Source organism: Demequina sp. (assembly GCF_024642165.1).
Taxonomy (GTDB): Bacteria; Actinomycetota; Actinomycetes; order Actinomycetales; family Demequinaceae; genus Demequina.
This window is the reverse complement of the sequence record NZ_JAHEBP010000018.1, coordinates 1-20,639: the sequence shown is the minus strand read 5'-3', so window position 1 is coordinate 20,639 and position 20,639 is coordinate 1. Positions and strand designations below refer to the sequence as shown.

The window sequence follows — 20,639 nt, the reverse complement described above, 5'->3', positions numbered from 1 at the left end:
AGTGCCGGGACCCCCGCCGGAGAGACGGACCCCCTCATGACCATCACCCCCCAGCTCAAGCGCCCCAAGAAGGCGCAGGATCCCGCACGCATCCCGCAGCGCGACCGGAGCAAACTCGGCTACTGGCTCTACCTCATCCCGGGCGGCATCCTCGTCTCGCTCGTGATCTTCTACCCGATCGTGCGGAACATGCGGCTCAGCTTCTTCCACTGGCGCGGCGGCCGCGCCGAGGAGTCCTTCGCGGGATTCGACAACTGGATCGCGCTGTTCTCCGACCAAGAATTCCTGCAGTCGTTCAAGAACATCGTGCTCGTGATCATCGCCATGGTGGTGGTGCCCACCCTGCTGGGCCTCATCATCGCCGCGCTGCTGTTCGACGTGGTGGGCCGGCGCTTCGGCGGGAAGCTTTCCAGCTTCCTGCGCGCCACCTACTACCTGCCGCAGATCCTCCCCATCGCCGTGGCCGGCGTCATGTTCAGCTGGATCCTCAAGCCCAACTCCGACGGCGTGCTCAATCAGTTCCTCACGCTCATCACGGGCAGCACCGTCGAGATCAACTGGCTCGGCGGGCAGTACAGCACCGCCATGGCGTCCGTCATGGTGCTCATGATCTGGATCCAGATCGGCTACCCCGTGGTGATCTTCATGGCCGCGCTCCAGCGCGTGGACCCGGAGCTGTACGAGGCCGCGGAACTGGATGGCGCCAACTGGTACGAGCGCTTTCGCGCCATCACGCTCCCGATGATCCGACCCGAGGTGTTCGTGGTCGCCCTGACCACCACCATCGCGGCGCTCAAGGTGTTCGCGCCCGTCTTCATCCTGACCAACGGCGGGCCCAGCAAGTCCACGTACGTGCCGTCGTTCTACGCGTATCAGGAGTTCATCCGCGGCACGGACAAGGGCTACGCCGCGACCATCGCCTCCGCAATCACCATCCTCGTGGTGGTGGTGGCCATCATCTTCATCCGCGTGCAGAACCGCGCCGAGCGAAAGGACGCGTGACGCCATGACCGCCGTCACTCAAGTCGCGCCCCCGGCCCCCCCGGCCCCGAAGCGCCCCACCAGCAACAAGTCCCGCCCGCGCACCGCGTCCGAGTGGATGCTGCTGGCGGTTGCCATCGTGGGCGCCCTCGTCGTGGTGTTCCCGATGCTCTTGCTGCTGCTCAACGCGTTCAAGTCGCCCGTCGACTACGCCAACTCGGGCCCGCTCGAACTCCCCGCGCGGCTCGACTTCACCGGCATCCAGACCTTCTGGGAGACCCAGAACTTCCCTCGCGCGCTGTGGAATTCGGTGTTCATCTCCACCATGGTCGCCGTGATCGCGGTGGCGGTCTCCGTCCTGAACTCGTTCGCCATCGGCATCGGTCGCGTGCGCGGCCGCACCTGGATCGTGCTGGTGTTCCTCATGGCAAACCTGGTGCCGCAGGAGATGCTGTTCGACCCGCTGTTCAAGCTCTACGACCGCGTGGGCCTGCTGTCGAACCCCTGGTCCGTGATCCTCACGTTCGTGGTGATCCAGTCCGCGTTCGGCACGTACCTGCTCTCCTCGCTGCTGGGCACCTTCCCCAAGGAGATCCTCGAGGCCGCGGCCGTCGACGGCGCCTCGCGGTGGCGCAGCCTGCGCAGCGTCATCGTGCCTATCCTGCGCCCCACGCTCTCCGTGCTCATGGTGTTCTTCTTCATCTGGACGTGGAACGAGTTCCTGCTGCCGCTGGCATTCCTCAACACGGCCGACTCGCTGACCGTGCCGCTGGTGCTCGAGCAGCTCAACGGCGAGCGCCAGACCGACACGACCACGCTGATCGCGGGCACGCTGATCAGCATCATCCCCACGATCATCTTCTTCCTCGTCTTCCAGAGGACGCTGACCCGAGGCATCACGGCAGGAGCAGTGAAGTGAAGTTCACCGACGGATTCTGGCACCGGCGTCCCGGCGTCGACGCGCTTTACGCCGAGGAGGCGTACGACATCGCGGCACAGGACGGCGCCCTCACCGTGCACGCCCCGACCAAGGTCATCGCGTCGCGCGGCGACGTGCTCAACCGCGCGGTGCTCACCGTCACGCTCAGTTCTCCACTCGAGGGCGTGGTGAAGGTGCGGATCGACCATCACCAGGGCGCGCGTCGTTCCCCCGGGTTCGAGATGCCGGGCGCCGTGGACGGCGCGGGCGTCGCCCAGGTGGACGATGCGGGGGGCACCCTCACCTCGGGGCGCCTCACTGCGAGGGTCGCCGCGGGCGCCCCGTGGACCCTCGACTTCGAAGTGGACGGCGAGCGCATCACCGGCTCCGGCCAGCGCTCCGTGGGGTACATGACGCTGGGCGCGGGCGCGCCGGTGCCGGCCGAGCCCGCGGGAGTCGCCGGGTACACCGAGACCGGGCTCGCGCCGCATCGTGCGTACCTGCACGAGCAGCTCGACTTGGGCGTGGGCGAGACCATCTACGGCCTGGGCGAGCGGTTCGGGCCCTTCGTCAAGAACGGCCAGAGCGTCGACATCTGGCACGCGGACGGCGGCACCAGCTCCGAGCAGGCGTACAAGTCGGTCCCGTTCTACCTGTCCTCGAAGGGCTACGCGGTGCTAGTCAACCACCCCGAGCACGTGAGCTTCGAGGTGGGTTCCGAGGCCGTCGAACGGGTCCAGTTCTCTACCGCGGGCGAGTCACTCGAGTACTTGGTGTTTGCCGGACCCACGCCGGCGGAGGCGGTCGAGCGCTACACGGCGCTGTTGGGCCGCCCCCCGCGGGTGCCCGCCTGGTCGTTCGGGCTGTGGCTGTCGACCTCGTTCACCACGGACTACGACGAGGACACCGTGACGTCGTTCGTCGACGGCATGCGGGAGCGCGACATCCCGCTGTCAGTGTTCCACTACGACTGCTTCTGGATGCGCGAGTTCAACTGGACCGACGGCGTGTGGGACGAGCGCGTGTTCCCCGACCCGGACGGGATGTTGCGGCGGATGCACCAGGACAAGGACCTGCACGTCTCGGCGTGGATCAACCCGTACATCGCGCAGCGCGGCCGCATGTTCCGCGAGGGCGCGGAGAAGGGCTATCTGGTCAAGCGACCCGACGGCACCATCTGGCAGTGGGACTTCTGGCAGGCCGGCATGGGGCTGGTGGACTTCACCAACCCCGCGGCGAAGGCTTGGTTCCAGGACTTCATCCGGACGCTGGTGCGCCAGGGCGTAGACGCGATCAAGACCGACTTCGGCGAGCGCGTTCCCACCGACGTGGTGTGGCACGACGGCACATCGCCGGAGACCATGCACAACCTCTACACGCAGCTGTACAACCAGGCCGTGTGGGAGGCGTTGGTCGACGTCAAGGGCGAGGGCGAGGCGGTGCTGTTCGCCCGCTCCGCGACCGCCGGCGGCCAGACGATGCCGGTGCACTGGGGTGGGGACAACTCGTCCTCATACGTCTCGATGGCGGAGACGCTGCGCGGCGGCCTGTCGCTCATGTCCTCGGGCTTCGGCTACTGGAGCCACGACATCGGCGGCTTCGAGGGCACGCCCGACGCGGGCGTCTTCAAGCGCTGGCTCGCGTTCGGCCTGATGTCCAGCCACTCGCGGCTGCACGGCTCGAACTCGTACCGGGTTCCGTGGGCGTTCGACGAGGAGGCGGTGGACGTCGCCCGCTTGTTCACCAAGCTCAAGCTGTCGCTGATGCCGTACCTGTACGCCGCATCGGTCCGGACCACCCAGACGGGTATCCCGATGATGCGGCCGATGTTCCTCGCGTTCCCCGGCGACCCCGCCACCCAGCACCTCGACCGGCAGTACATGCTGGGCGATGACCTGCTGGTGGCGCCGGTCATGTCCGAGTCGGGCGACGTGGACCTCTACCTGCCCCCGGGCGAGTGGACGTCGTTGCTCACCGGCGAACGGGTCGCCGGCGGCCGCTGGGTCCGCGAGACGCACGGCTTCGATTCGATGCCGATCTACGTCCGACCCGGCGCGGTGATCCCGCGCGGCACGCGTGACGACCGTCCGGACTACGACCTCCTCGCCGAGGTCGAGCTGGTGGTCTACCCCGGCGGCGCCGAGGAGCGGACGGTGGTGCTCGAGGGCGCCGACGGCTCGAGCGAGACGGTGACCGTGGAGTCCCGCGACGGATCGTTGACGGCGACGGGGACCTCCGGCCGGATCTTCGCGGTCCGCGCGGTGTGACGGCGGCGTCAGTCGCGAGCCGCTGGCCGCGCGGGCGGATCCGACTGCGGCAATTCGGTACATGGATGCACGATGAGGGTCGAAAGCGAGCACTTATGTACCGAACTGCGGCAAGTCGCAGGCCGGTAGCCTGAGCGCATGACCTCGGACGACCTCCCCGACCTCCGTCCCGACACCCTCGCCGTGCGCGCGGGCATCACCCGCACGCCGTTCGACGAGATGGCGGAGCCGATCTTCCTCACGCAGGGCTACGTGTACCCGACCGCGGAGGAGGCGGAGGCGGCCTTCGCCGGCGAGATCGACCGGTACCAGTACTCGCGCTACGGGAACCCGACCGTGACGATGTTCGAGGACCGGCTGGCCGCGATCGAGGGCGCCGAGGACTGCTTCGCCACCGCCACCGGCATGGCGGCCGTGTTCGTGTCGATGGGCGCGATCCTCCAGCAGGGCTCGCGGCTGGTCGCCGCCCGCGCGCTCTTCGGCTCGTCGATCACCGTCTTCAACGAGTACTTCGCCAAGTGGGGCATCAGGGTCGACTACGTCGACGGCCACGTGAATGCGGACTGGGAGCGCGCGCTCGCGGAGCCCGCGGACGCGATCTATGTCGAGTCCCCCACGAACCCGATGCAGGACGTGATCGACATCCCGTTCGTGGCGGCGCTCGCGAAGAAGGCGGGCGCGCTGTTCATCGTGGACAACGTGTTCGCCACCCCTCTGGGGCAGCGCCCGCTGGAGCTGGGGGCCGATGCGGTGGTCTACTCCGCGACCAAGCACATCGACGGCCAGGGCCGGGTGCTGGGCGGCGCGGTGCTGGGCGGCGCGGAGTACGTGGACAAGGTGCGCACGATGGTCCGGACCATGGGCGCCACCATGTCCCCCTTCAACGCGTGGGTGCTGGGCAAGTCGCTCGAGACCCTGCCGGTGAGGGTGCGCGCGCAGGCGGCATCCGCACTGGACCTCGCCGCCTGGCTCGAGGCTCACCCGAAGGTCGCGGTGACCCGCCACCCCTTCCTCCCGTCCCACCCGCAGCACGATCTCGCGCTCCGGCAGATGACGCTGGGCGGCACGCTCGTCACCATCGACGTCGCGCTACCGGAGGGCGTCGACCCGCACGGGGACGAGGCGAAGGCGATCACCTTCCGCTTCTTGAACGCGCTGCGCATCATCGACATCTCGAACAATCTGGGCGACGCGAAGTCGATCGCGACGCACCCCGCGACCACCACGCACCGCAAGCTGGGCGTCGAGGGCCGCGCGGCCGTGGGAATGTGCGCCGCGACCGTGCGACTGAGCATCGGCCTCGAGGACGTCGAGGATCTGCGCGCGGACCTGGCACGGGCGCTCGAAACGATCTAGTCGATACACCTTCGCTCCTGCTACCATCCCGCCATGGCCTCCACCGACACTCCGGTCCTGAACGCGCGCCCGCGCGCCGTCTGGGCCGCCACCATCGCCGTCGCCGCGATCCTCCTCGCGTTCACCGTGCTCCTGCCCATGCTGGGCAACAACAGTTCGGGACCCAAGCTCGAGGCGGGCGCACCCTTCAACGTCCAGGACACCATGACGTTCGTGCCCGCCGACGGTTGGGCCCTGACGTCCGAGGACGGCAGCCTCTTCACGATCTTCTCGAAGGGTGGGGCGTCGCTGATCGTGCTGCCGGCCGTCGATTCGACCGACACCCTCGAGGCGAGCGCCCAGACCGCCATCGATGGACTCGCCGCGGACCCGGCCACCACGTGGGTGCTGGGCGACCCGCAGGAGTTCACCACCGACGCGGGCGTGCCCGGCATCGTCGTCGTGGGCCACTCGGAGAACGACTTCTCCGCCTTCTACGTCATCTCGAACGGGACGCGTTCGGTGACGCTCGACGCCACCGGCCCCGACTCGACCTTCAGCACCATCTCCGGAGAGCTCGACCAGATGGCCGCCTCCGTCGTCATCCTCGAGGGGACCGCATCGTGACCACCACCTCCGCCACCACGCCCCGCGAGGCGTTGCGCTCGCCGATGACCTGGCTCGTCGTGGCCGTGATCGGCGTCGGCGCGTACCTCTTCGTCCCGTTCTTCGTGTCCGCCCTCCAGCTGAACCCGGTCGCCGGCATTCTCAGCGTGGCGATCTGGGGCGGGTACGCCCTGCTGCTGTGGTGGATCCTCGCGCGCATGCAGCGATTCGGACGTCGCTCGTGGGTCACCACCGCCATCGCCTTCGCATGGGGCGCGCTGGGTGTCACGGGCCTGGCCACCAAGGCGAGTCCCGGCTTCAGCGACGTGCTCACGTCGACCTTCACCTTCGGCCAGGACTCGGAGTGGGCCTCCGCGCTGACCGCGGGCGTGGTCGAGGAGACCCTCAAGTGGGCGGGCGTGCTCGCCATCGCCTTCCTGCCCGGCCTCCGGATCCGTTCGACCCTCGACGGCCTCTACTACGGCCTGTTCGTGGGGCTCGGGTTCGAGGCCGCGGAGAGCGCCCTCTACTCCGTCTCATCCGCGGCCTACGCGGACAGCGTGGTGTGGGCAGTGATCGCCACGTTCGTGCTTCGCGGGGTCATCTCCGGCCTCTGGTCGCACCCGACATACTCCGCCATCACCGGCGCGGGTGTGGGCTACTTCGTGTCCTCGCCTGCGTCGCTCGCGCGACGCATCGGGATCCTGCTCGGGGCGCTCGGGTTGGCCATCGCGAGCCACATCCTGTTCGACGCCCCGGTGCTCGAGGGCAACGCGATCGTCGCCACGGTGGTCAAGGGCGTGCCGGTTCTGGTGCTGCTGCTCATCATCCTGAGGGTCTCCCGCAAGACGCGGGCTGCTCAGATCGAGGCGGAGACCGAGTCAGCGACGGGCGGGCCGTCCGTCTGACGCTCGGCCGCGCTGCCGCGTGGGGCGCCGGGTCTCCGGCGCCGCACGCGTGCTAGCGTCGCAACCATGAGCAGCGGCGCCGATTCGGCAGCCGATGCGGCATCCCTGAACCCTCCCGAGCCGCTCTCTGTACGCCTGATCGGGCGCGGCTCGGCGGCGGGTGCCCTCGTGATCGCGATGGTCGCCCTTGCCTACGCGGTGGTGCTGCCGCTGGTCGCCGAGGCGGTGTCCGCCCCCGCGCCGCCGCGCGTCATCGACATCGGGGAGGGCGCCACCGTCACCGTCGCCGAGACGTGGTCCGAGGGCTCACCGGCTGCCGGCGAGACCACCCTCACCCAGGGTGGCGCCACCCTCGTGCTCTCCGAGCCGGAGGCGACCGAGCGGCTGCCGATCGAGACGCTTGACGGGCTCACCTCGGGATGGATCGAGACCGCCCCCGAGGGCTCCGTCGCCACCGCCCCACGCACGTTCACCACCGACGCCGGCGACGATGCGGCCACGGTGGTCCTCCAGGAGCCCCTCGAGACCGTGCAGGCGTGGGTGGTCTCGGACGGCGCACACGAGGTCATCGCCGTGCTCACCGCACCCCCGGCCGCGTGGGAGGCCACGTCCGCGTCCGCGCAGGTGCTGGTGCGGTCGTTGACGTTCGCCGAGGCCGCACCGTGACGCCCACCGCGCGCCGCCGAGGCGGCATCGCGCGGCCGCGCACCGCGACGTTCGTGGACGCGCGGTCCTGGGTGTTCTGGACCTTCGTGCTGCTGGCCGTCGCGGCGTTCGCGCAGGTCGCGCCGCTCGTTCTCGAGTCCCTGCTCGCCAACCCCGCCTCGGGCGCGCTCGCCGCGGTGCTGTGGGCCGGGTACGGACTGGTGTTCGCCACCGCGCTCTACCAGCTGGAGCTGTTCGAGCGACGGTCGATCACCAATGTCCTGGGCGCCGTGGCCTGGGGGGCGGTGGTGGCGATCGGGGTGTCCCGGATCGGCGGGCCCGCGATGCACGCGATCGTGACGCAGTGGCTGGGCGAGGACTCGCCCTGGGTCTCGGCCATCGCCGCACCGCTGGTCGAGGAGCCGCTCAAGGCGCTCGGGGTGGTCGCGCTCGCCCTCATCCCCGGATCACGAATCCGGACCGTCGCGGACGGAGCGTTCTACGGGGGCCTGATCGGCCTGGGCTTCCAGGTGGTGGAGGGCTTCCTCTACACCGCGCGCACCGCGGCGCTGGCCGGAGACGCGATGCAGACGGTCACGTCGATGTTCGTGCTCCGCGGTCTGGTCGCCGGCCTGTGGAGCCATGCGGCCTTCACCGCGATTGCGGGCGCGGGCATCGGGTACTTCTTTGTCGCGGTGGCGCCCGCGTGGCGTCGCTGGGGCGTCGCGCTCGGCACGCTGGCGGCGGCGATGATCCTGCACGGCTTCCTCAACTCTCCGCTGGTTCCGGGCGCCCCGGTGATGGCCGCCCTCATCAAGGGTGTGCCGATCCTGCTGGTGGTGCTCACCACACTGCGGGTGAGCCATCGCCGCGAGCGCGAGGTCTTCGAACGGATGGCGCGGGTCACGGTCCCCGACCACTTGGTGAGCCCCGCCGACTTCGAACGGCTGTCCAGCCGCCGGCGCCGCGGTCAGGCGCGCGAGGAGATTCGAGAACGCCACGGCCCGCAAGCCTCCCGCGACCTGCTCGCGTTGCAGCGGGCGCAGCTCGCGCTGCTGGTGGCCGCCCACACGGACGGGATGGTCTCGGCCCGCGCGGCCGAGGCTGCGGGGCGGGTTACGTCGGCCCGCTCGAGGCTGGCCTGGTCGGTCGCGGCAAGGTAGCTGCCCCGCGCCCCCACCCGAACCCGCCCCGCGCCCCCACCCCACCCCGCCCCGCGCCCCCGCCCGTACCCCGCCCCGAATTGGTAGAGGGTGGTCGGTTCCGCCCGATTCTCACCTCACACGGGTATCTCACGGACACCTCCAGCACTGAACCTGGATCGGATCCTGTCATTCACCGCGAGGCCGCGGACGCGCCGACGGGATGCTCGACCGGCGCGCGCGACAACCAGCTGCCCCTGCCGCGCAAGGATGTCAGGAATCCGTCAGTCATCTACCCATTCCGGGTGGTGGGGGCTCGGCGAAGGTGGCGGGGGCTCGGCGAAGGTGGCGGGGGCTCGGCGAGGGTGGCGGGGGCTCAGCGACGCAGGCTCGCGAAGCCGCGCAGCCGCAGCGAGTTCCCCACCACGAACAGGCTCGACGCGCCCATCGCCGCCGAGGCGATCATCGGGTTGAGGATCCCGAACGCCGCCAACGGGATCGCGACCACGTTGTAGGCGAACGCCCAGAACAGGTTCCCGCGGATGGTCGCATAGGTGCGCCGCGACAGCGCGATCGCGTCCGCCGCGGCACGCAGGTCGCCGGACACGATGGTGAGGTCCGAGGCCTCGCGGGCGACGTCCGCGCCCGTGCCGATGGCGATCCCCAGATCCGCCTGTGCGAGCGCGGGTGCGTCGTTCACCCCGTCGCCCACCATCGCGACCCGCCGTCCATCGGACTGCAGGGTGGCGATGACGCCCGCCTTGTCGGCGGGAAGCACCTCGGCGATCACGCGGTCGATTCCGAGCTCGGCGGCCACGGACTCCGCAGCGCGGCGGTTGTCGCCCGTGAGCAGCACCACGTCCAGGCCCAGTCGCTCGAAGGCGCGCAGGGCCTCCGGCGTGGTGTCCTTGACTCGGTCGCGGACCGCGATGGCCGCCTCGGCCACCAGCGCGGATCGCGTCAGGGTCGCGGGGGACGATGCGGCGGCTGGGTTGGCGTCGCCCGCCGCCTCCGCGCCGAGCAGGCCCCCGCCCATCGGCGCCGCGCGCCCCACCAGCACCACGGTCTCCCCCGCGGCCTCGCGCTCGACGGCCCAGGCGGCGACGGCATCGTCCACCCGGTCGAAGAGGCGGCGCGAGCCCACGGTGACGTCGGCATGAGCGCCGTCCGCGCCGGCACGCTGCACGGTGGCCGTGACTCCCTGGCCCGGGGTCGAGCGGAAGCCCTTGAGCGCGATCCGGCCCTCGCGGGACTCGGCGATGGCGCGCGCGACCGGGTGCTCGGAGCGCGCCTCGACGGATGCGGCGGCGTCGAGCAGCAGGGAGGCCTCGGCGTCGGTGAGCCCGGGAGCGAACGTGCCGGTGAGCGCCATGCGCCCCTCGGTCACGGTGCCGGTCTTGTCCAGCACGATGGACTGGACGGCGCGCGTGTCCTCGAGCGCCTCGGGGCCACGCACCAGCACACCCAGCTGCGCGCCGCGGCCCGTACCCACCATGATCGCGAGCGGCGTCGCGAGGCCCAGCGCGCACGGGCAGCTGATGATGAGCACCGCGACGGCGGCGGTGAACGCGGCGTTCGCGTCGCCGGTCGCGAGCATCCACGCCGCGAGGGTGAGCGCGGACAGGCCGATGACCACGGGCACGAAGATCGACGAGATCCGGTCCGCGAGCCGCTGGACCCGCGCCTTGCCGCTCTGCGCGGAGTCGACCATGCGCGCGATCTGGGCGAGCATGGTCTCCGCGCCCACGCGCGTGGCCTCGACGGTGAGGGCGCCGTCGGCCGCGATGGTGCCGCCCACGACCTCGGAGCCAACGCGCGCCGCGACGGGCACGGACTCCCCCGTCACCAGGCTCGCGTCGACCGCCGCCTCGCCGTCGACCACCACGCCGTCCGTGGCGATGGCCTCGCCGGGTCGCGTGACGAACCGCATCCCCACCTGGAGCTCGGCGCGGGCGATCTCGGTGCCGTCCTCCAGGCGCGCGGTGGCGCTCTGGCGTGAGCTCAGCGCGCGGATCGCGTCCCCGGCACGCGCGGTGGAGCGCACCTCAAGCCACTTGCCCAGCAGGATGAGGGTGACGATCACGGCGCCCGTCTCGTAATAGACGTGCGCGCCACCCATGCCGCCCGCGGCGCCGGTCAGCAGCACCACCGTCGACCAGGTCCACGCGGCGAGCGTGCCCAGGCTGACGAGCGTGTCCATCGTGGTCGCGCGGTGGCGCGCCGCCTTGAAGGCGCTCACATGGAACGGCCACGCCGCCCAGAAGACCACCGGTGTCGCGAGCAGCGCGGCCACCCATTCCCAGCCGTCGAACTGGAGCGGCATGGCCATCGACAGCACGGCGGTGGGCACCGCGAGGGTCACCGCCACCAGGAAGCGGCGGCGGAAGTCCGCAATCCGGCGGGCGTCGGAGGCGGCATGGGCCGCGTGCTCCTCCGCCATCGCGTCGATCGCGTCGGGACGATGCGCGGCGTCGGTGGACGCGGCCGCGTCGCGTTCGTGAGTGAGGACCTCGTAGCCCAGTCCGGAGATGGCGGCGCGCATCGCATCCTCGAGCTCGTCGCGGTCGAGGGTGCCGTCGGGAAGGATGGTCGCGCGACGGGTGGCGATGTTGACCGCGGCGCTGTCGACGCCGGGCAGCATGGCGAGGCCCCGCTGGATGGTGGACGCGCAGCCCGCGCAGGTCATGCCGCCCACGGAGAGGTCGATGGACGGTGCGGCCGGGGTCTCCGGCGCGATGTCGGTGCTCATGTCTCGACGCTAGACCTTGCTGTCCAGGGGAAGGTCAAGCGCCAACACCTGGCAGCGGTTGGGATCGGTGCACGCGGTCGGGTCGAGCGACTCCGCCCGCCGGGACAGGGCCGTGAGCTCCGCCTTCGCGGCGAGCAGGCTGGCGATCTGCGCGTCGATCTCATGCAGGTGGCGGTCGAGCATCGCGCGGCTGTGCTCGCACGTGCGCTCGCCGTGGTCCTTCATGCGGAGAATGTCCCCCGTCTCGGCGAGAGACATGCCCGACGCCTGGGCGTCACGGATGAACCGCAGCCGCTCGAGCGCGGGCTCACCGTAGGCGCGGTAGCCGTTGGCGCGCCGCTCGGGCGCCGCCAGGAGCCCGATGCTCTCGTAGTACCGGATGGTCTTGGCCGTGACGCCCCCTCGGGACGCGAGTTCACCGATCTGCATGCTTCCAGCGTACTGGAATGATCTCGCGCGGAACAGCCCCGCCGGAAAGCCCCGCCGTGAAGCCCCGCCGGTCAGGCGACGCGGATCACGGAACCTCCCGCACGCACACGGGCGACGCACACTCGTAGCGGCCGTCCTCACGAAGGCGCACGTAGAAGGAGTACTGGCCCTCCGGCACCTCGAGCGCGGTCGCCGGCACGTCGGGCGGGGGGTACGGGACGTATCCCTGCGGGATGATCATCTCGACGGGCCCCAGGCCGTCTTGACGCGCGATGGTGATCACCACCACCTCCAGCGCCACCAGCCCGTCGCCGCCGGTCAGATCGGGCTCGGGCTCGCCGTACTCGACCTCCTGGCTCACCACCGTGCCGACCACGGAGGTCGAGCCGCCCACCACGGACTCGTCGCTGGTCTGCGGGGGGAGGTCCTCGAGTCGCGGGATGCGCGGCCCCGGGCCGCAGGCGACAAAGAGCAGCACCACGGCGACGGCCGTGCCCAGCCCCACCATCAACTGCCGCTGCGTTGCGCTCACCTCTGGACGGTAGGTCGGTCCACGTGCGCCGGTCAACCTGGCACCCGGGCCGGCCCCTCGCGTCGGGACCCGCGCGTCCGCCCCGGCGGACTCAGTCAGACGACTCGCTACCACCCCACCGCGTCGAGCGCCTCGATCGCCACGTCCGCCGGCGACCGGCCATCCGTATCGACCACGGCGTCCTCGAGAGCGAGGTCCTCCAGCGCGTCCTCGAGCTCGACCGTCCGGCCGCGGGCCCAGCCCAGCCAGCGCTCGGTGGCGGGGCGGGCGCCGATCCTCGCGAGACGCGTCTCGGTCGACGCGGTCACCCGCACCACCTCGACCTCGGCCCCCGCGCCACCGCCTCCGAGGGCGCGCGCGATGTCGCGCCGCGCGTCCGGATCCTCGAGCGTGCACGCGAGCACCAGACACCCGACCCCTCGCGCGCGATGAAGCGGGGCGAGCGCCGCGAGGGACTCGAGCAGGAGGGCCCGGTTGGCGGGGTCCGCTGCCGTCGCCGGGTAGGACTGGACCAGCGCATCGGCGTCGAGGAAGGCCGTGCGCGCGCCGCGCGCGGCGAGCTCCTCGTGCACCGCGGCACCCACCGCCGTCTTGCCGGCGCCCAGCGATCCCGTGAGGACCAGCGCCCGGGTAGGCAGGTCGAGGCCGAAGCAGACCGCGTCCGGTTCGTCCTTGTACTCCCCGTAGTTCGGGATCCGGTGGTAGCCGAGCCTGTCGTACAGCGCCAAGGCCTCGGGTTGCGCGGTCCCCGTCTCCAGGACGATGCGGGTGGCCCCGGCCCGCCGGGACAGCGCCTCCGCGGCACCCATGATCACCTTCGAGTGCCCGTGGCCCCGGTGGGCGGGCCGGACGAACAGGCGCTTGAGTTCGAGCGAACCGGCGCCGGTGGGGTACGGCGACCACCGCAACACCACGGACGCGACGGGCTCGCCGTCCTCCGCGAAGCCCACCAGGGACGCCACCAGGGTGTCGAACGTGGTCTCCAGGACCAGATCGGGCGCGTTGTAGCGGATCGCGAGGTCCGCCTCCTGCTCGGCCCACAGCTCGAGCGCGTACGGATCGTCCGGCTCGACCTGACGAAGGGAGATCATGCGCCCAGGCTATCCGCATGGGGTTGGCCGCGACACGCCACGCCCGGCACCGGACAATGGGAGTACCGACGCGATGTCGACCCGGAATCCTCGCGCTCCGTCGCGCGTTGCGACGGTGGTAGATGACACGTCAACATCAGGAGGCGCACCATGCGGAACATCGGGTTCCTGTCGTTCGGCTGGTGGTCGGCCGCGCCAGGCTCTCAGGTCCGCACCGCGGCAGACGTCGTGCACGACACCATCCGCCTGGCCGAGGCCGCGGAGGACGCCGGCATGGACGGCGCGTGGATACGCATCCACCACTTCGAGAACAACACCTCGTCACCGTTCCCGCTGCTGGCGGCCATGGGCGCACGCACCTCGCGCGTCGAGCTCGGCACCGGGGTCATCAACATGCGGTACGAGAACCCGCTGTACATGGCGGAGGCGGCCGCGACGGCGGACCTCATCTCCGGAGGGCGGCTCCAGCTGGGAGTGAGCCGCGGCAGCCCGGAGCCGGCCGAGGACGGCCCCGCCGTGTTCGGCTACCCGCTCGCGTTCGGCGACACTCCCGTCTCGGACGCCGCGCGGCGCATCGCGCGCTTCCGCGAGGGCATCTCGGGCGTGGGCATCGCCAAGCCGGGCGCGCGCTCCCACGGGCGTGGCGGCGAGCTGCTGCCCGTCACGCCCCACAGCCCAGGCCTGTCGGAGCGCATCTGGTACGGGGCGGGCGGCAACGATTCGGCCCGCAAGGCCGCCGAGCTCGGCATGAACCTCATGTCCTCGACGCTGGTCCTCGAGGCCACGGGCGAGCCGCTCGGCGTGGTTCAGGCCCGGCAGATCGCCGGCTTCCATGACTCCTGGGCCGCCGCGGGACACGCGCACCGGCCGCGCGTGTCCGTGTCGCGCTCGATCATGCCCATCGTCGACGACCTCACGCACACGTACTTCAACCCGTACCTCGAGCGCGACCGCATGGGCGGCAACCGCGACCAGATCGGCGAGATCGACAACGCGGTCTCCACGTTCGGCAAGTCGTACGTGGGAGACCTCGACAAGCTCGAGAAGGAGCTGCGCCAGGACGATGCCGTGATGAGCGCGGACTCCCTGCTGGTGACCGTGCCCAACCAGTTGGGCGCAGACTTCAACCACATCACGTTCCAAGCCTTCGCGGAGCTGCGCGACCGGCTCGCGACCTGAGCCGACCCCGCCCGGCGCATCGTCCCTACGCGGAGGCGAGCAGGCCCTTGATGGCGCTCGTGAAGAAGGCCAGGCCGTCGATGCCGTGACGGCCGGCGTCCCGCGAGTCGGGGCCGAAGCCGGGCTCGACGGCGTGCTCCGGGTGCGGCATCAGTCCCACGACGTTGCCGCGCGCGTTGGTGATGCCGGCGATGTCGCGGCGCGAGCCGTTGGGGTTCCAGCCCACGTAGCGGAACACCACGCGGCCGTCGCCCTCGAGTTCGTCGAGCGTGCGCTCGTCCGCGACGTACTGGCCGTCCTGGTTCTTCAGCGGGATCACGATCTCCTCGTCGGCCTGATACTCGGTGGTCCAGGCCGTCTCCGCGTTCTCGACGCGCAGCGTCTGGTCGCGGCAGATGAAGTGCAGGTGCTCGTTCTTGATCATCGATCCGGGCAGCAGGTGGACCTCGGTGAGCACCTGGAAGCCGTTGCAGATGCCCAGCACGGGCATCCCGCCCTTGGCCGCGTCGACCACGGTCTCCATGATGGGCGCGAAGCGGCTGATGGCTCCCGCGCGCAGGTAGTCGCCGTAGGAGAACCCGCCGGGCAGCACCACGGCGTCGACGTCCTTGAGGTCGGCGTCGGCGTGGAACAGCGGCACCGCCTCCGCGCCAGCGAGGCGCACGGCCCGGGCCGCGTCGCGGTCGTCGAGGGTGCCGGGGAAGGTGACGACGCCGATGCGGGCGGTCACGCCACCGCGCCCGTCGCGTCCATGACCGTGACCTCGACCACGTCCTCGATCACGGGGTTGCTCAGCAGCGTCTGGGCCGCCTCGCGGACCTTCGCGAGCACCTCGTCGGTGACGTCGCCGTCGACCGTGAGCTCGAAGCGCTTGCCCTGCCGCACCTGGGCGATGCCGTCGAAGCCCAGGCGCGGGAGCGCGGAGCCGACGGCCTTGCCCTGGGGATCGAGGATCTCGGGCTTGGGCATGACGTGGACGAGGATCGTGGCCATGCCGGAAGTGTACCGGCGCGCAGGTATCGTTGACGGCTGCGCACCAGGAGGACACCCATGAGCCAGCTGCTGACCGCCGTCGCCACCGACGAGCTCCTCGAGCACGCGCTCGGCGGCCTCCGAATCGCGCTCGAGTACACGGGCACGGTGGCGTTCGCGGTCTCCGGTGCGGTGGCCGCGTCCCGGCGGCGCATGGACCTGGTGGGGGCCGTGGTGCTGGCGTGCCTGGTCGCCGTGGGCGGCGGGACGATGCGCGACCTCCTGCTGCGGGAGCCCGTGTTCTGGATGGAGAACCCGGCGCTGGTGCTGGTGGCCGTCGCGACGGCGCTCGCCATCGCCCCCGCCGCGCGCAGGCGCGACCTGGGGGCGCTCACCCGCCACCGCATCGTCGAGTACTCGGACGCCGCGGGCCTCGCGATCTTCGTGGTCATCGGCACCGGCATCGCCCTCGCGGCGGGTGCGAACCCGGTCGCCGCCGTCATCGTGGGCGTGGTCAACGGCGTGGGCGGCGGCGTGCTGCGCGACGTGCTCGCGGCGCAGGTGCCGGAGGTGTTCTGGAACGGGCAGCTCTACGCGACCGCGGCCCTCGGGGGCGCCACCACGCTGGCGGTTCTGCACGGCCTGGGCGCTCCCGCGCAGGTGGTCTTCTGGGTGCCGTTGCTGGTGATCGTCGCGCTGCGCGCGCTGTCGCTGACCCTGGGCTGGGGCGTGCCCACCGTGGCGGTGGTGCAGAAGCGCGAGCTCCAGAAGGAGAGTCACGCCTGACGGCTCAGCACACCCACGCGTACTCGAGGGGCTGGTCCGTCAGCCAGGTCTCGATGCGACCGCTGTCGGAGATCCAATACGCGAAGCCGCCCTCGTAGATGGTGAGCGTGCCCACGTCGTCGCCCGGCCCGGGTGCGGCCACGGCGGGCAGTGCCGCGTGCATCGTCCCGCCGCCCAGTCCCCCGGTAGGCGCGGGCGCCGCGGTGAGCGCGGGGAAGTCGGCGATGTTGGACGGCCGGAACGGGTACCAGGTGGTGCCGCCATGCGCGATCGGCTCGGTCCCGCACGCGGGGTAGCCGGGCACGCCCGGGACGGTCTCGATCGCCGCGCCCGGCACCCCCAGGTCGAGACCCGAATCGACCATGATTGGCGCCGCGGTGCACGCCGTCAGCAGTGTGCCCAGCACCAGCGCCATCACCACCGTCAGCGCGGCGGTCAACTGCATCCTGCCCATGCGAGTACGACGCTCGGGGGCCCGGGGATCGTTGGGGGTCAGTGCTTCGCCAGCCGGTCGTAGGCCTCGACATAACGCTGTCGGGTGCGGTCGACCACCTCGGCGGGCAGCGCCGGCGGAGGTGCATCGCCGTGCCGGTCCCAGCCCGACTCCGGCGAGGCCAGCCAGTCGCGCACGTACTGCTTGTCGAAGCTGGGCTGGGGGTGGCCCGGCTCCCATTCGTCGGCGGGCCAGAAGCGTGAGCTGTCCGGCGTGAGCACCTCGTCACCCAGGACGATGCGCCCCTCGCCGTCGCGCCCGAACTCGAGCTTCGTGTCAGCGAGGATGATGCCCTTGTTCGCCGCGATCTCGTGCGCCCGCGCGTAGACGCGGAGGGTGAGATCGCGCAGCGCGGTCGCGTCCTCGAGGCCGATGAGCGCGGCGACCGCCTCGAACGACACGTTCTCGTCGTGCTCGCCCACCTCTGCCTTGGTCGCGGGCGTGAAGATCGGCTCGGGCAGGCGCGAGCCGTCCACCAGGCCGGGCGGCAGCGGGACGCCGCATACGGTGCCCGTCGCGGTGTACTCGACCAGCCCGGAGCCCGTGAGGTAGCCGCGGGCCACGCACTCGACGGGAAACATGTCCAGACGCAGGCAGACCATCGCGCGGCCGGCCACCTCGGCGGGCACCGGCGCCTCGACCGTGTGATTGGGCACCAGGTCGAGCACCTGATCGAACCACCACAGGCTCAGCCCGGTGAGGATGCCGCCCTTGCCGGGGATCTCGGTAGGCAGCACCCAGTCGTACGCGCTGATGCGGTCGGACGCGACCACCAGCACCACGTCGCCGCGCGGATGCGGCTCGACGGGTGCGTAGAGGTCGCGCACCTTGCCGCTGTAGACGTGGCGCCAGCCCGGCAGGTCCGGCGCGGTCGGGGGCGCGGCGTGGCCCGGCATCAGGCCGCGCCGCCCGGGCCTTCGGCGGCCCGGGCCGCGATGTCCGTCCGGTGGTGCGATCCCGGCAGGACGATGCGGTCGACCCCCGCGTAGGCCCGCTCGCGGGCCTGGGCGAGGGTGGCGCCGGAGGCGGTCACCGAGAGCACCCGGCCGCCGTTGCTCAGCAGGATTCCACGGGGATCGAGCGCGGTCCCCGCGTGCAGCACGTGGACGGTGTCGACCTGCTCGGCCTCGGCGATGCCGGTGATCGGGTCGCCCCTGCGCGGGTCCGCCGGGTAGTTCTCGGCGGCGATCACCACGGTGACCGCCGCATCGTCCCGCCACTCGAGCAGGGGCAGCCCGTCCAGGCGGCCCTCCGCCGCGGCGAGCAGCACGCCCGCGAGCGGCGTCGCGAGGCGCGCCAGCACCACCTGCGTCTCCGGGTCGCCGAACCGCGCGTTGAACTCCACCACGCGCACGCCCGTCGAGGTGAGCGCGAGGCCGCAATACAGCACTCCCACGAACGGCGTGCCGCGGCGGGCCATCTCGTCGACGGTGGGCTGCGCGACGGTGCGGACCACCTCGTCGACCAGGCCCTCGGGGGCCCAGTCGAGCGGCGAGTAGGCACCCATCCCGCCCGTGTTGGGGCCGGCGTCCGCGTCGTAGGCGCGCTTGAAGTCCTGGGCGGGCTGGAGCGGGACCACGCTCTCGCCGTCGCAGAGGCAGAAGAGGCTGACCTCCGGGCCGTCGAGGAAGTCCTCGACCACCACCACGGCGCCGGCCTCGAGGATCCCCTGGCCGTGCGCGAGCGCCGCCGTCAGGTCGTCGGTCACCACCACGCCCTTGCCGGCAGCAAGGCCGTCGTCCTTGACCACATACGGCGCGCCGAACGCCGCGAGCGCGGCGGCCAGCTCGTCCGCGGTGGAGCACACGCGCGTCTCTGCGGTGGGCACGTGGGCGGCGGCCATGACCTCCTTGGCGAACGCCTTCGATCCCTCGAGCATCGCCGCCGTGCCGCTGGGGCCGAACACGGGGATGCCCGCCCCGCGCACCGCGTCCGCGACTCCCGCGACCAGCGGCGCCTCGGGCCCCACCACCACCAGGTCCGCCTTGACGGCTGCCGCGAGCGCGGCGACGGCCACCGGGTCGAGCGCGTCGACGCCGTGCACGACGGCCGGGGTGCCGGCCGCGGTGGCCAGCGTCGCAATGCCCGGGTTGCCCGGCGCCGCGTGCAACTGCGTCACGGCCGGGTCGAGGGAGAGGGCGCGGGCGAGGGCGTGCTCGCGGGCGCCGGAGCCGACGATGAGGATGATCACGCGAGCGAGTCTAGCGATCCGTGCGGGGGGCCGGCGGGGGACGGTAGTGCGCGGATTTCAGCATTTTCTTGATTGCCCGGCTGCAGGCACCGCCTCCCGATCGCGCCGCACGGCTCTCCACAGGCCGCCGCCGGGCGACCCCACTTCGCCGATACTAGGAATTCCTGGAATGCCCCCAGGTAACCACCTCGAGGCGCGCGGGAGGCGTACCGATGCCCACGCCGTATGACGACTGGAGCGACGTCGACGGCGAATCAGATCTCGACGCCATGCTCCGGGCGCTTGCCGATCCTGTGCGGCGGTACATTCTCGAACTGCTGCGCGACGGCCAGGGCGCCGCCGGCGACCTCGCGGCGTCCGCGGCCGCACGATTCGGCATCTCGACCGCCCGCGCGTCACAACATCTGCAGGTCCTCGCGCGCAGCGGACTGGTGCGTGTCATGCACGACGGCAGCTGGCGGTGGTACGGAATCAGCGTCGGCGCCGCGGGGCCCGTGGCCGAGTGGATGCGTGGCGTCGAGCTCGCTCGCTAGGCGCGGGTGTGGAGCAGGTCGTTGATCTGGATGATCTGGTCGCGACCGGGGCCCACGCCGATGGTCGAGATGCGGCAGTCGCTGAGCTCCTCGACGGCCTTGACGTAGTCCTGAGCGGCGCCCGGCAGGTCCGCGAATTCGCGGCATCCCGAGATGTCCTCGTCCCAGCCGGGGAACGTCTCGTAGACGGGTTCGGCGCCCGCGAAGGCGGCCTGGTCGAGCGGCAGGTCCTGGTGGCGGACGCCGTCGACCTCGTAGTTGACGCAGACGGGAATCTCGTCGATCCCGGTGAGCACGTCGAGCTTGGTGAGCACGATGTCCGTGAGGCCGTTGATGCGTGACGCGTAGCGGGTGATGACCGAGTCGTACCAGCCGCACCTCCGAGGACGTCCGGTGGTGGTGCCGAACTCGTAGCCCACGTCACGCAGGCGGTCTCCCCACTTGTCGAGCAACTCGGTGGGCATGGGTCCCTCGCCCACGCGGGTCGTGTACGCCTTGGCGATGCCGATCACGGAGTCGATGCGGGTGGGACCCACGCCGGAGCCCGTGCACGCGCCGCCGGCCGTCGCGTTCGACGACGTCACGAAGGGGTAGGTGCCGTGATCCACGTCGAGCATGGTCGCCTGGCCGCCCTCGAACAGCACCGTCTCGCCGGCGTCGAGCGCGCTGTTGAGGACCAGCGAGGTGTCGGTGACGTGCGGCGCGATGCGGTCCCGGTACGCAAGCAGCTCGTCCGCGACCTCGTCGACGGAGATCGCGCGGCGGTTGTAGACCTTCACCAGCAGGTGATTCTTCGCGACCAGCGCACCCTCGATCTTGTCGTGAAGCAGGCGCTCGTCGAACAGATCGCCCATCCTGATGCCCAGGCGGTTGATCTTGTC

General features: G+C 71.2%; 21 protein-coding genes. 11 read left to right on the top strand and 10 right to left on the bottom strand.

Annotated features, from left to right (window positions below):
• The first annotated feature begins 36 nt into the window (after positions 1 to 36).
• From Q0L54_RS03095 to Q0L54_RS03060, 8 genes are all read left to right on the top strand, one after another.
• Entirely contained in the window at positions 37 to 1,002 is a 966-nt protein-coding gene (locus Q0L54_RS03095) for a carbohydrate ABC transporter permease (protein WP_296665438.1), read from the top strand.
• A gap of 4 nt (positions 1,003 to 1,006) precedes the next feature.
• On the top strand, positions 1,007 to 1,900 hold the full coding sequence (locus Q0L54_RS03090) for a carbohydrate ABC transporter permease (protein WP_296665437.1): 894 nt from the start codon (positions 1,007 to 1,009) through the stop codon (positions 1,898 to 1,900).
• Positions 1,897 to 4,167: an alpha-xylosidase gene (yicI, locus tag Q0L54_RS03085; RefSeq protein WP_296665436.1), complete on the top strand. Its 2,271-nt coding sequence runs from the start codon at positions 1,897 to 1,899 to the stop codon at positions 4,165 to 4,167. Before Q0L54_RS03090 ends, yicI begins: the two co-directional genes overlap by 4 nt.
• A gap of 138 nt (positions 4,168 to 4,305) precedes the next feature.
• Positions 4,306 to 5,523, top strand: coding sequence for an O-succinylhomoserine sulfhydrylase (gene metZ, locus Q0L54_RS03080; protein ID WP_296665435.1), 1,218 nt, complete (start codon positions 4,306 to 4,308; stop codon positions 5,521 to 5,523).
• Positions 5,524 to 5,556: 33 nt separating this feature from the next.
• A complete protein-coding gene (locus Q0L54_RS03075) occupies positions 5,557 to 6,129 on the top strand; it encodes a hypothetical protein (RefSeq protein WP_296665434.1) in 573 nt (190 codons plus the stop codon).
• On the top strand, positions 6,126 to 7,016 hold the full coding sequence (locus Q0L54_RS03070; protein ID WP_296665433.1) for a PrsW family intramembrane metalloprotease: 891 nt from the start codon (positions 6,126 to 6,128) through the stop codon (positions 7,014 to 7,016). Before Q0L54_RS03075 ends, Q0L54_RS03070 begins: the two co-directional genes overlap by 4 nt.
• Positions 7,017 to 7,082: 66 nt before the next feature.
• Positions 7,083 to 7,682 carry a hypothetical protein gene (locus Q0L54_RS03065; protein ID WP_296665432.1) on the top strand — a complete coding sequence of 200 codons (600 nt, stop codon included), beginning with the start codon at positions 7,083 to 7,085 and terminating at the stop codon, positions 7,680 to 7,682.
• Positions 7,679 to 8,824, top strand: a complete 1,146-nt coding sequence (locus tag Q0L54_RS03060) for a PrsW family intramembrane metalloprotease (protein ID WP_296665431.1) — start codon at positions 7,679 to 7,681, stop codon at positions 8,822 to 8,824. Before Q0L54_RS03065 ends, Q0L54_RS03060 begins: the two co-directional genes overlap by 4 nt.
• Before the next feature lie 355 nt (positions 8,825 to 9,179).
• Here the strand turns inward: Q0L54_RS03060 and Q0L54_RS03055 are convergent, their stop codons facing one another.
• The 4 genes from Q0L54_RS03055 to Q0L54_RS03040 form a co-directional block, all read right to left on the bottom strand.
• Positions 9,180 to 11,552: a cation-translocating P-type ATPase gene (locus tag Q0L54_RS03055; RefSeq protein WP_296665430.1), complete on the bottom strand. Its 2,373-nt coding sequence runs from the start codon at positions 11,550 to 11,552 to the stop codon at positions 9,180 to 9,182.
• A 9-nt stretch (positions 11,553 to 11,561) separates the two neighbouring features.
• Positions 11,562 to 11,981 (bottom strand): heavy metal-responsive transcriptional regulator, encoded by a 420-nt coding sequence (locus tag Q0L54_RS03050; RefSeq protein ID WP_296665429.1) that lies wholly within the window; start codon positions 11,979 to 11,981, stop codon positions 11,562 to 11,564.
• 85 nt (positions 11,982 to 12,066) lie between these two features.
• Entirely contained in the window at positions 12,067 to 12,513 is a 447-nt protein-coding gene (locus Q0L54_RS03045; RefSeq protein ID WP_296665428.1) for a hypothetical protein, read from the bottom strand.
• Positions 12,514 to 12,620: 107 nt separating this feature from the next.
• Positions 12,621 to 13,604, bottom strand: coding sequence for a GNAT family N-acetyltransferase (locus tag Q0L54_RS03040; RefSeq protein ID WP_296665427.1), 984 nt, complete (start codon positions 13,602 to 13,604; stop codon positions 12,621 to 12,623).
• 150 nt (positions 13,605 to 13,754) lie between these two features.
• Here Q0L54_RS03040 and Q0L54_RS03035 point away from each other — a divergent pair, with 150 nt between their 5' ends.
• Positions 13,755 to 14,783 (top strand): LLM class flavin-dependent oxidoreductase, encoded by a 1,029-nt coding sequence (locus Q0L54_RS03035; RefSeq protein WP_296665426.1) that lies wholly within the window; start codon positions 13,755 to 13,757, stop codon positions 14,781 to 14,783.
• Positions 14,784 to 14,808: 25 nt separating this feature from the next.
• Here Q0L54_RS03035 and purQ read toward each other — a convergent pair whose 3' ends face one another.
• Both purQ and purS read right to left on the bottom strand, forming a co-directional pair.
• Positions 14,809 to 15,513 (bottom strand): phosphoribosylformylglycinamidine synthase subunit PurQ, encoded by a 705-nt coding sequence (purQ, locus tag Q0L54_RS03030; protein ID WP_296665425.1) that lies wholly within the window; start codon positions 15,511 to 15,513, stop codon positions 14,809 to 14,811.
• On the bottom strand, positions 15,510 to 15,776 hold the full coding sequence (gene purS / locus Q0L54_RS03025) for a phosphoribosylformylglycinamidine synthase subunit PurS (RefSeq protein WP_296665424.1): 267 nt from the start codon (positions 15,774 to 15,776) through the stop codon (positions 15,510 to 15,512). The genes purQ and purS overlap by 4 nt, the downstream gene beginning before the upstream one ends.
• A 57-nt stretch (positions 15,777 to 15,833) precedes the next feature.
• Between purS and Q0L54_RS03020 the strand changes: the two genes are divergently transcribed.
• Positions 15,834 to 16,541, top strand: coding sequence for a TRIC cation channel family protein (locus Q0L54_RS03020; RefSeq protein ID WP_296665423.1), 708 nt, complete (start codon positions 15,834 to 15,836; stop codon positions 16,539 to 16,541).
• A gap of 4 nt (positions 16,542 to 16,545) precedes the next feature.
• On the opposite strand, the gene Q0L54_RS03015 is transcribed toward Q0L54_RS03020, so the two are convergent.
• From Q0L54_RS03015 to purD, 3 genes are read right to left on the bottom strand one after another with little or no spacing between them, the layout of a single operon-like run.
• The gene (locus tag Q0L54_RS03015) at positions 16,546 to 16,986 is read right to left on the bottom strand and encodes a hypothetical protein (protein WP_296665422.1); all 441 of its coding nucleotides are present in this window, start codon (positions 16,984 to 16,986) and stop codon (positions 16,546 to 16,548) included.
• A gap of 47 nt (positions 16,987 to 17,033) precedes the next feature.
• Entirely contained in the window at positions 17,034 to 17,930 is an 897-nt protein-coding gene (locus Q0L54_RS03010) for a phosphoribosylaminoimidazolesuccinocarboxamide synthase (protein WP_296665421.1), read from the bottom strand.
• Positions 17,930 to 19,225 carry a phosphoribosylamine--glycine ligase gene (gene purD / locus Q0L54_RS03005; protein WP_296665420.1) on the bottom strand — a complete coding sequence of 432 codons (1,296 nt, stop codon included), beginning with the start codon at positions 19,223 to 19,225 and terminating at the stop codon, positions 17,930 to 17,932. The genes Q0L54_RS03010 and purD overlap by 1 nt, the downstream gene beginning before the upstream one ends.
• 212 nt (positions 19,226 to 19,437) lie before the next feature.
• Between purD and Q0L54_RS03000 the strand changes: the two genes are divergently transcribed.
• The gene (locus Q0L54_RS03000) at positions 19,438 to 19,758 is read left to right on the top strand and encodes a metalloregulator ArsR/SmtB family transcription factor (protein WP_296665419.1); all 321 of its coding nucleotides are present in this window, start codon (positions 19,438 to 19,440) and stop codon (positions 19,756 to 19,758) included.
• Here the strand turns inward: Q0L54_RS03000 and Q0L54_RS02995 are convergent.
• A partial coding sequence (locus Q0L54_RS02995; RefSeq protein WP_296665418.1) for an adenylosuccinate synthase occupies positions 19,755 to 20,639 on the bottom strand: 885 nt, incomplete at its 5' end. The genes Q0L54_RS03000 and Q0L54_RS02995 overlap by 4 nt on opposite strands.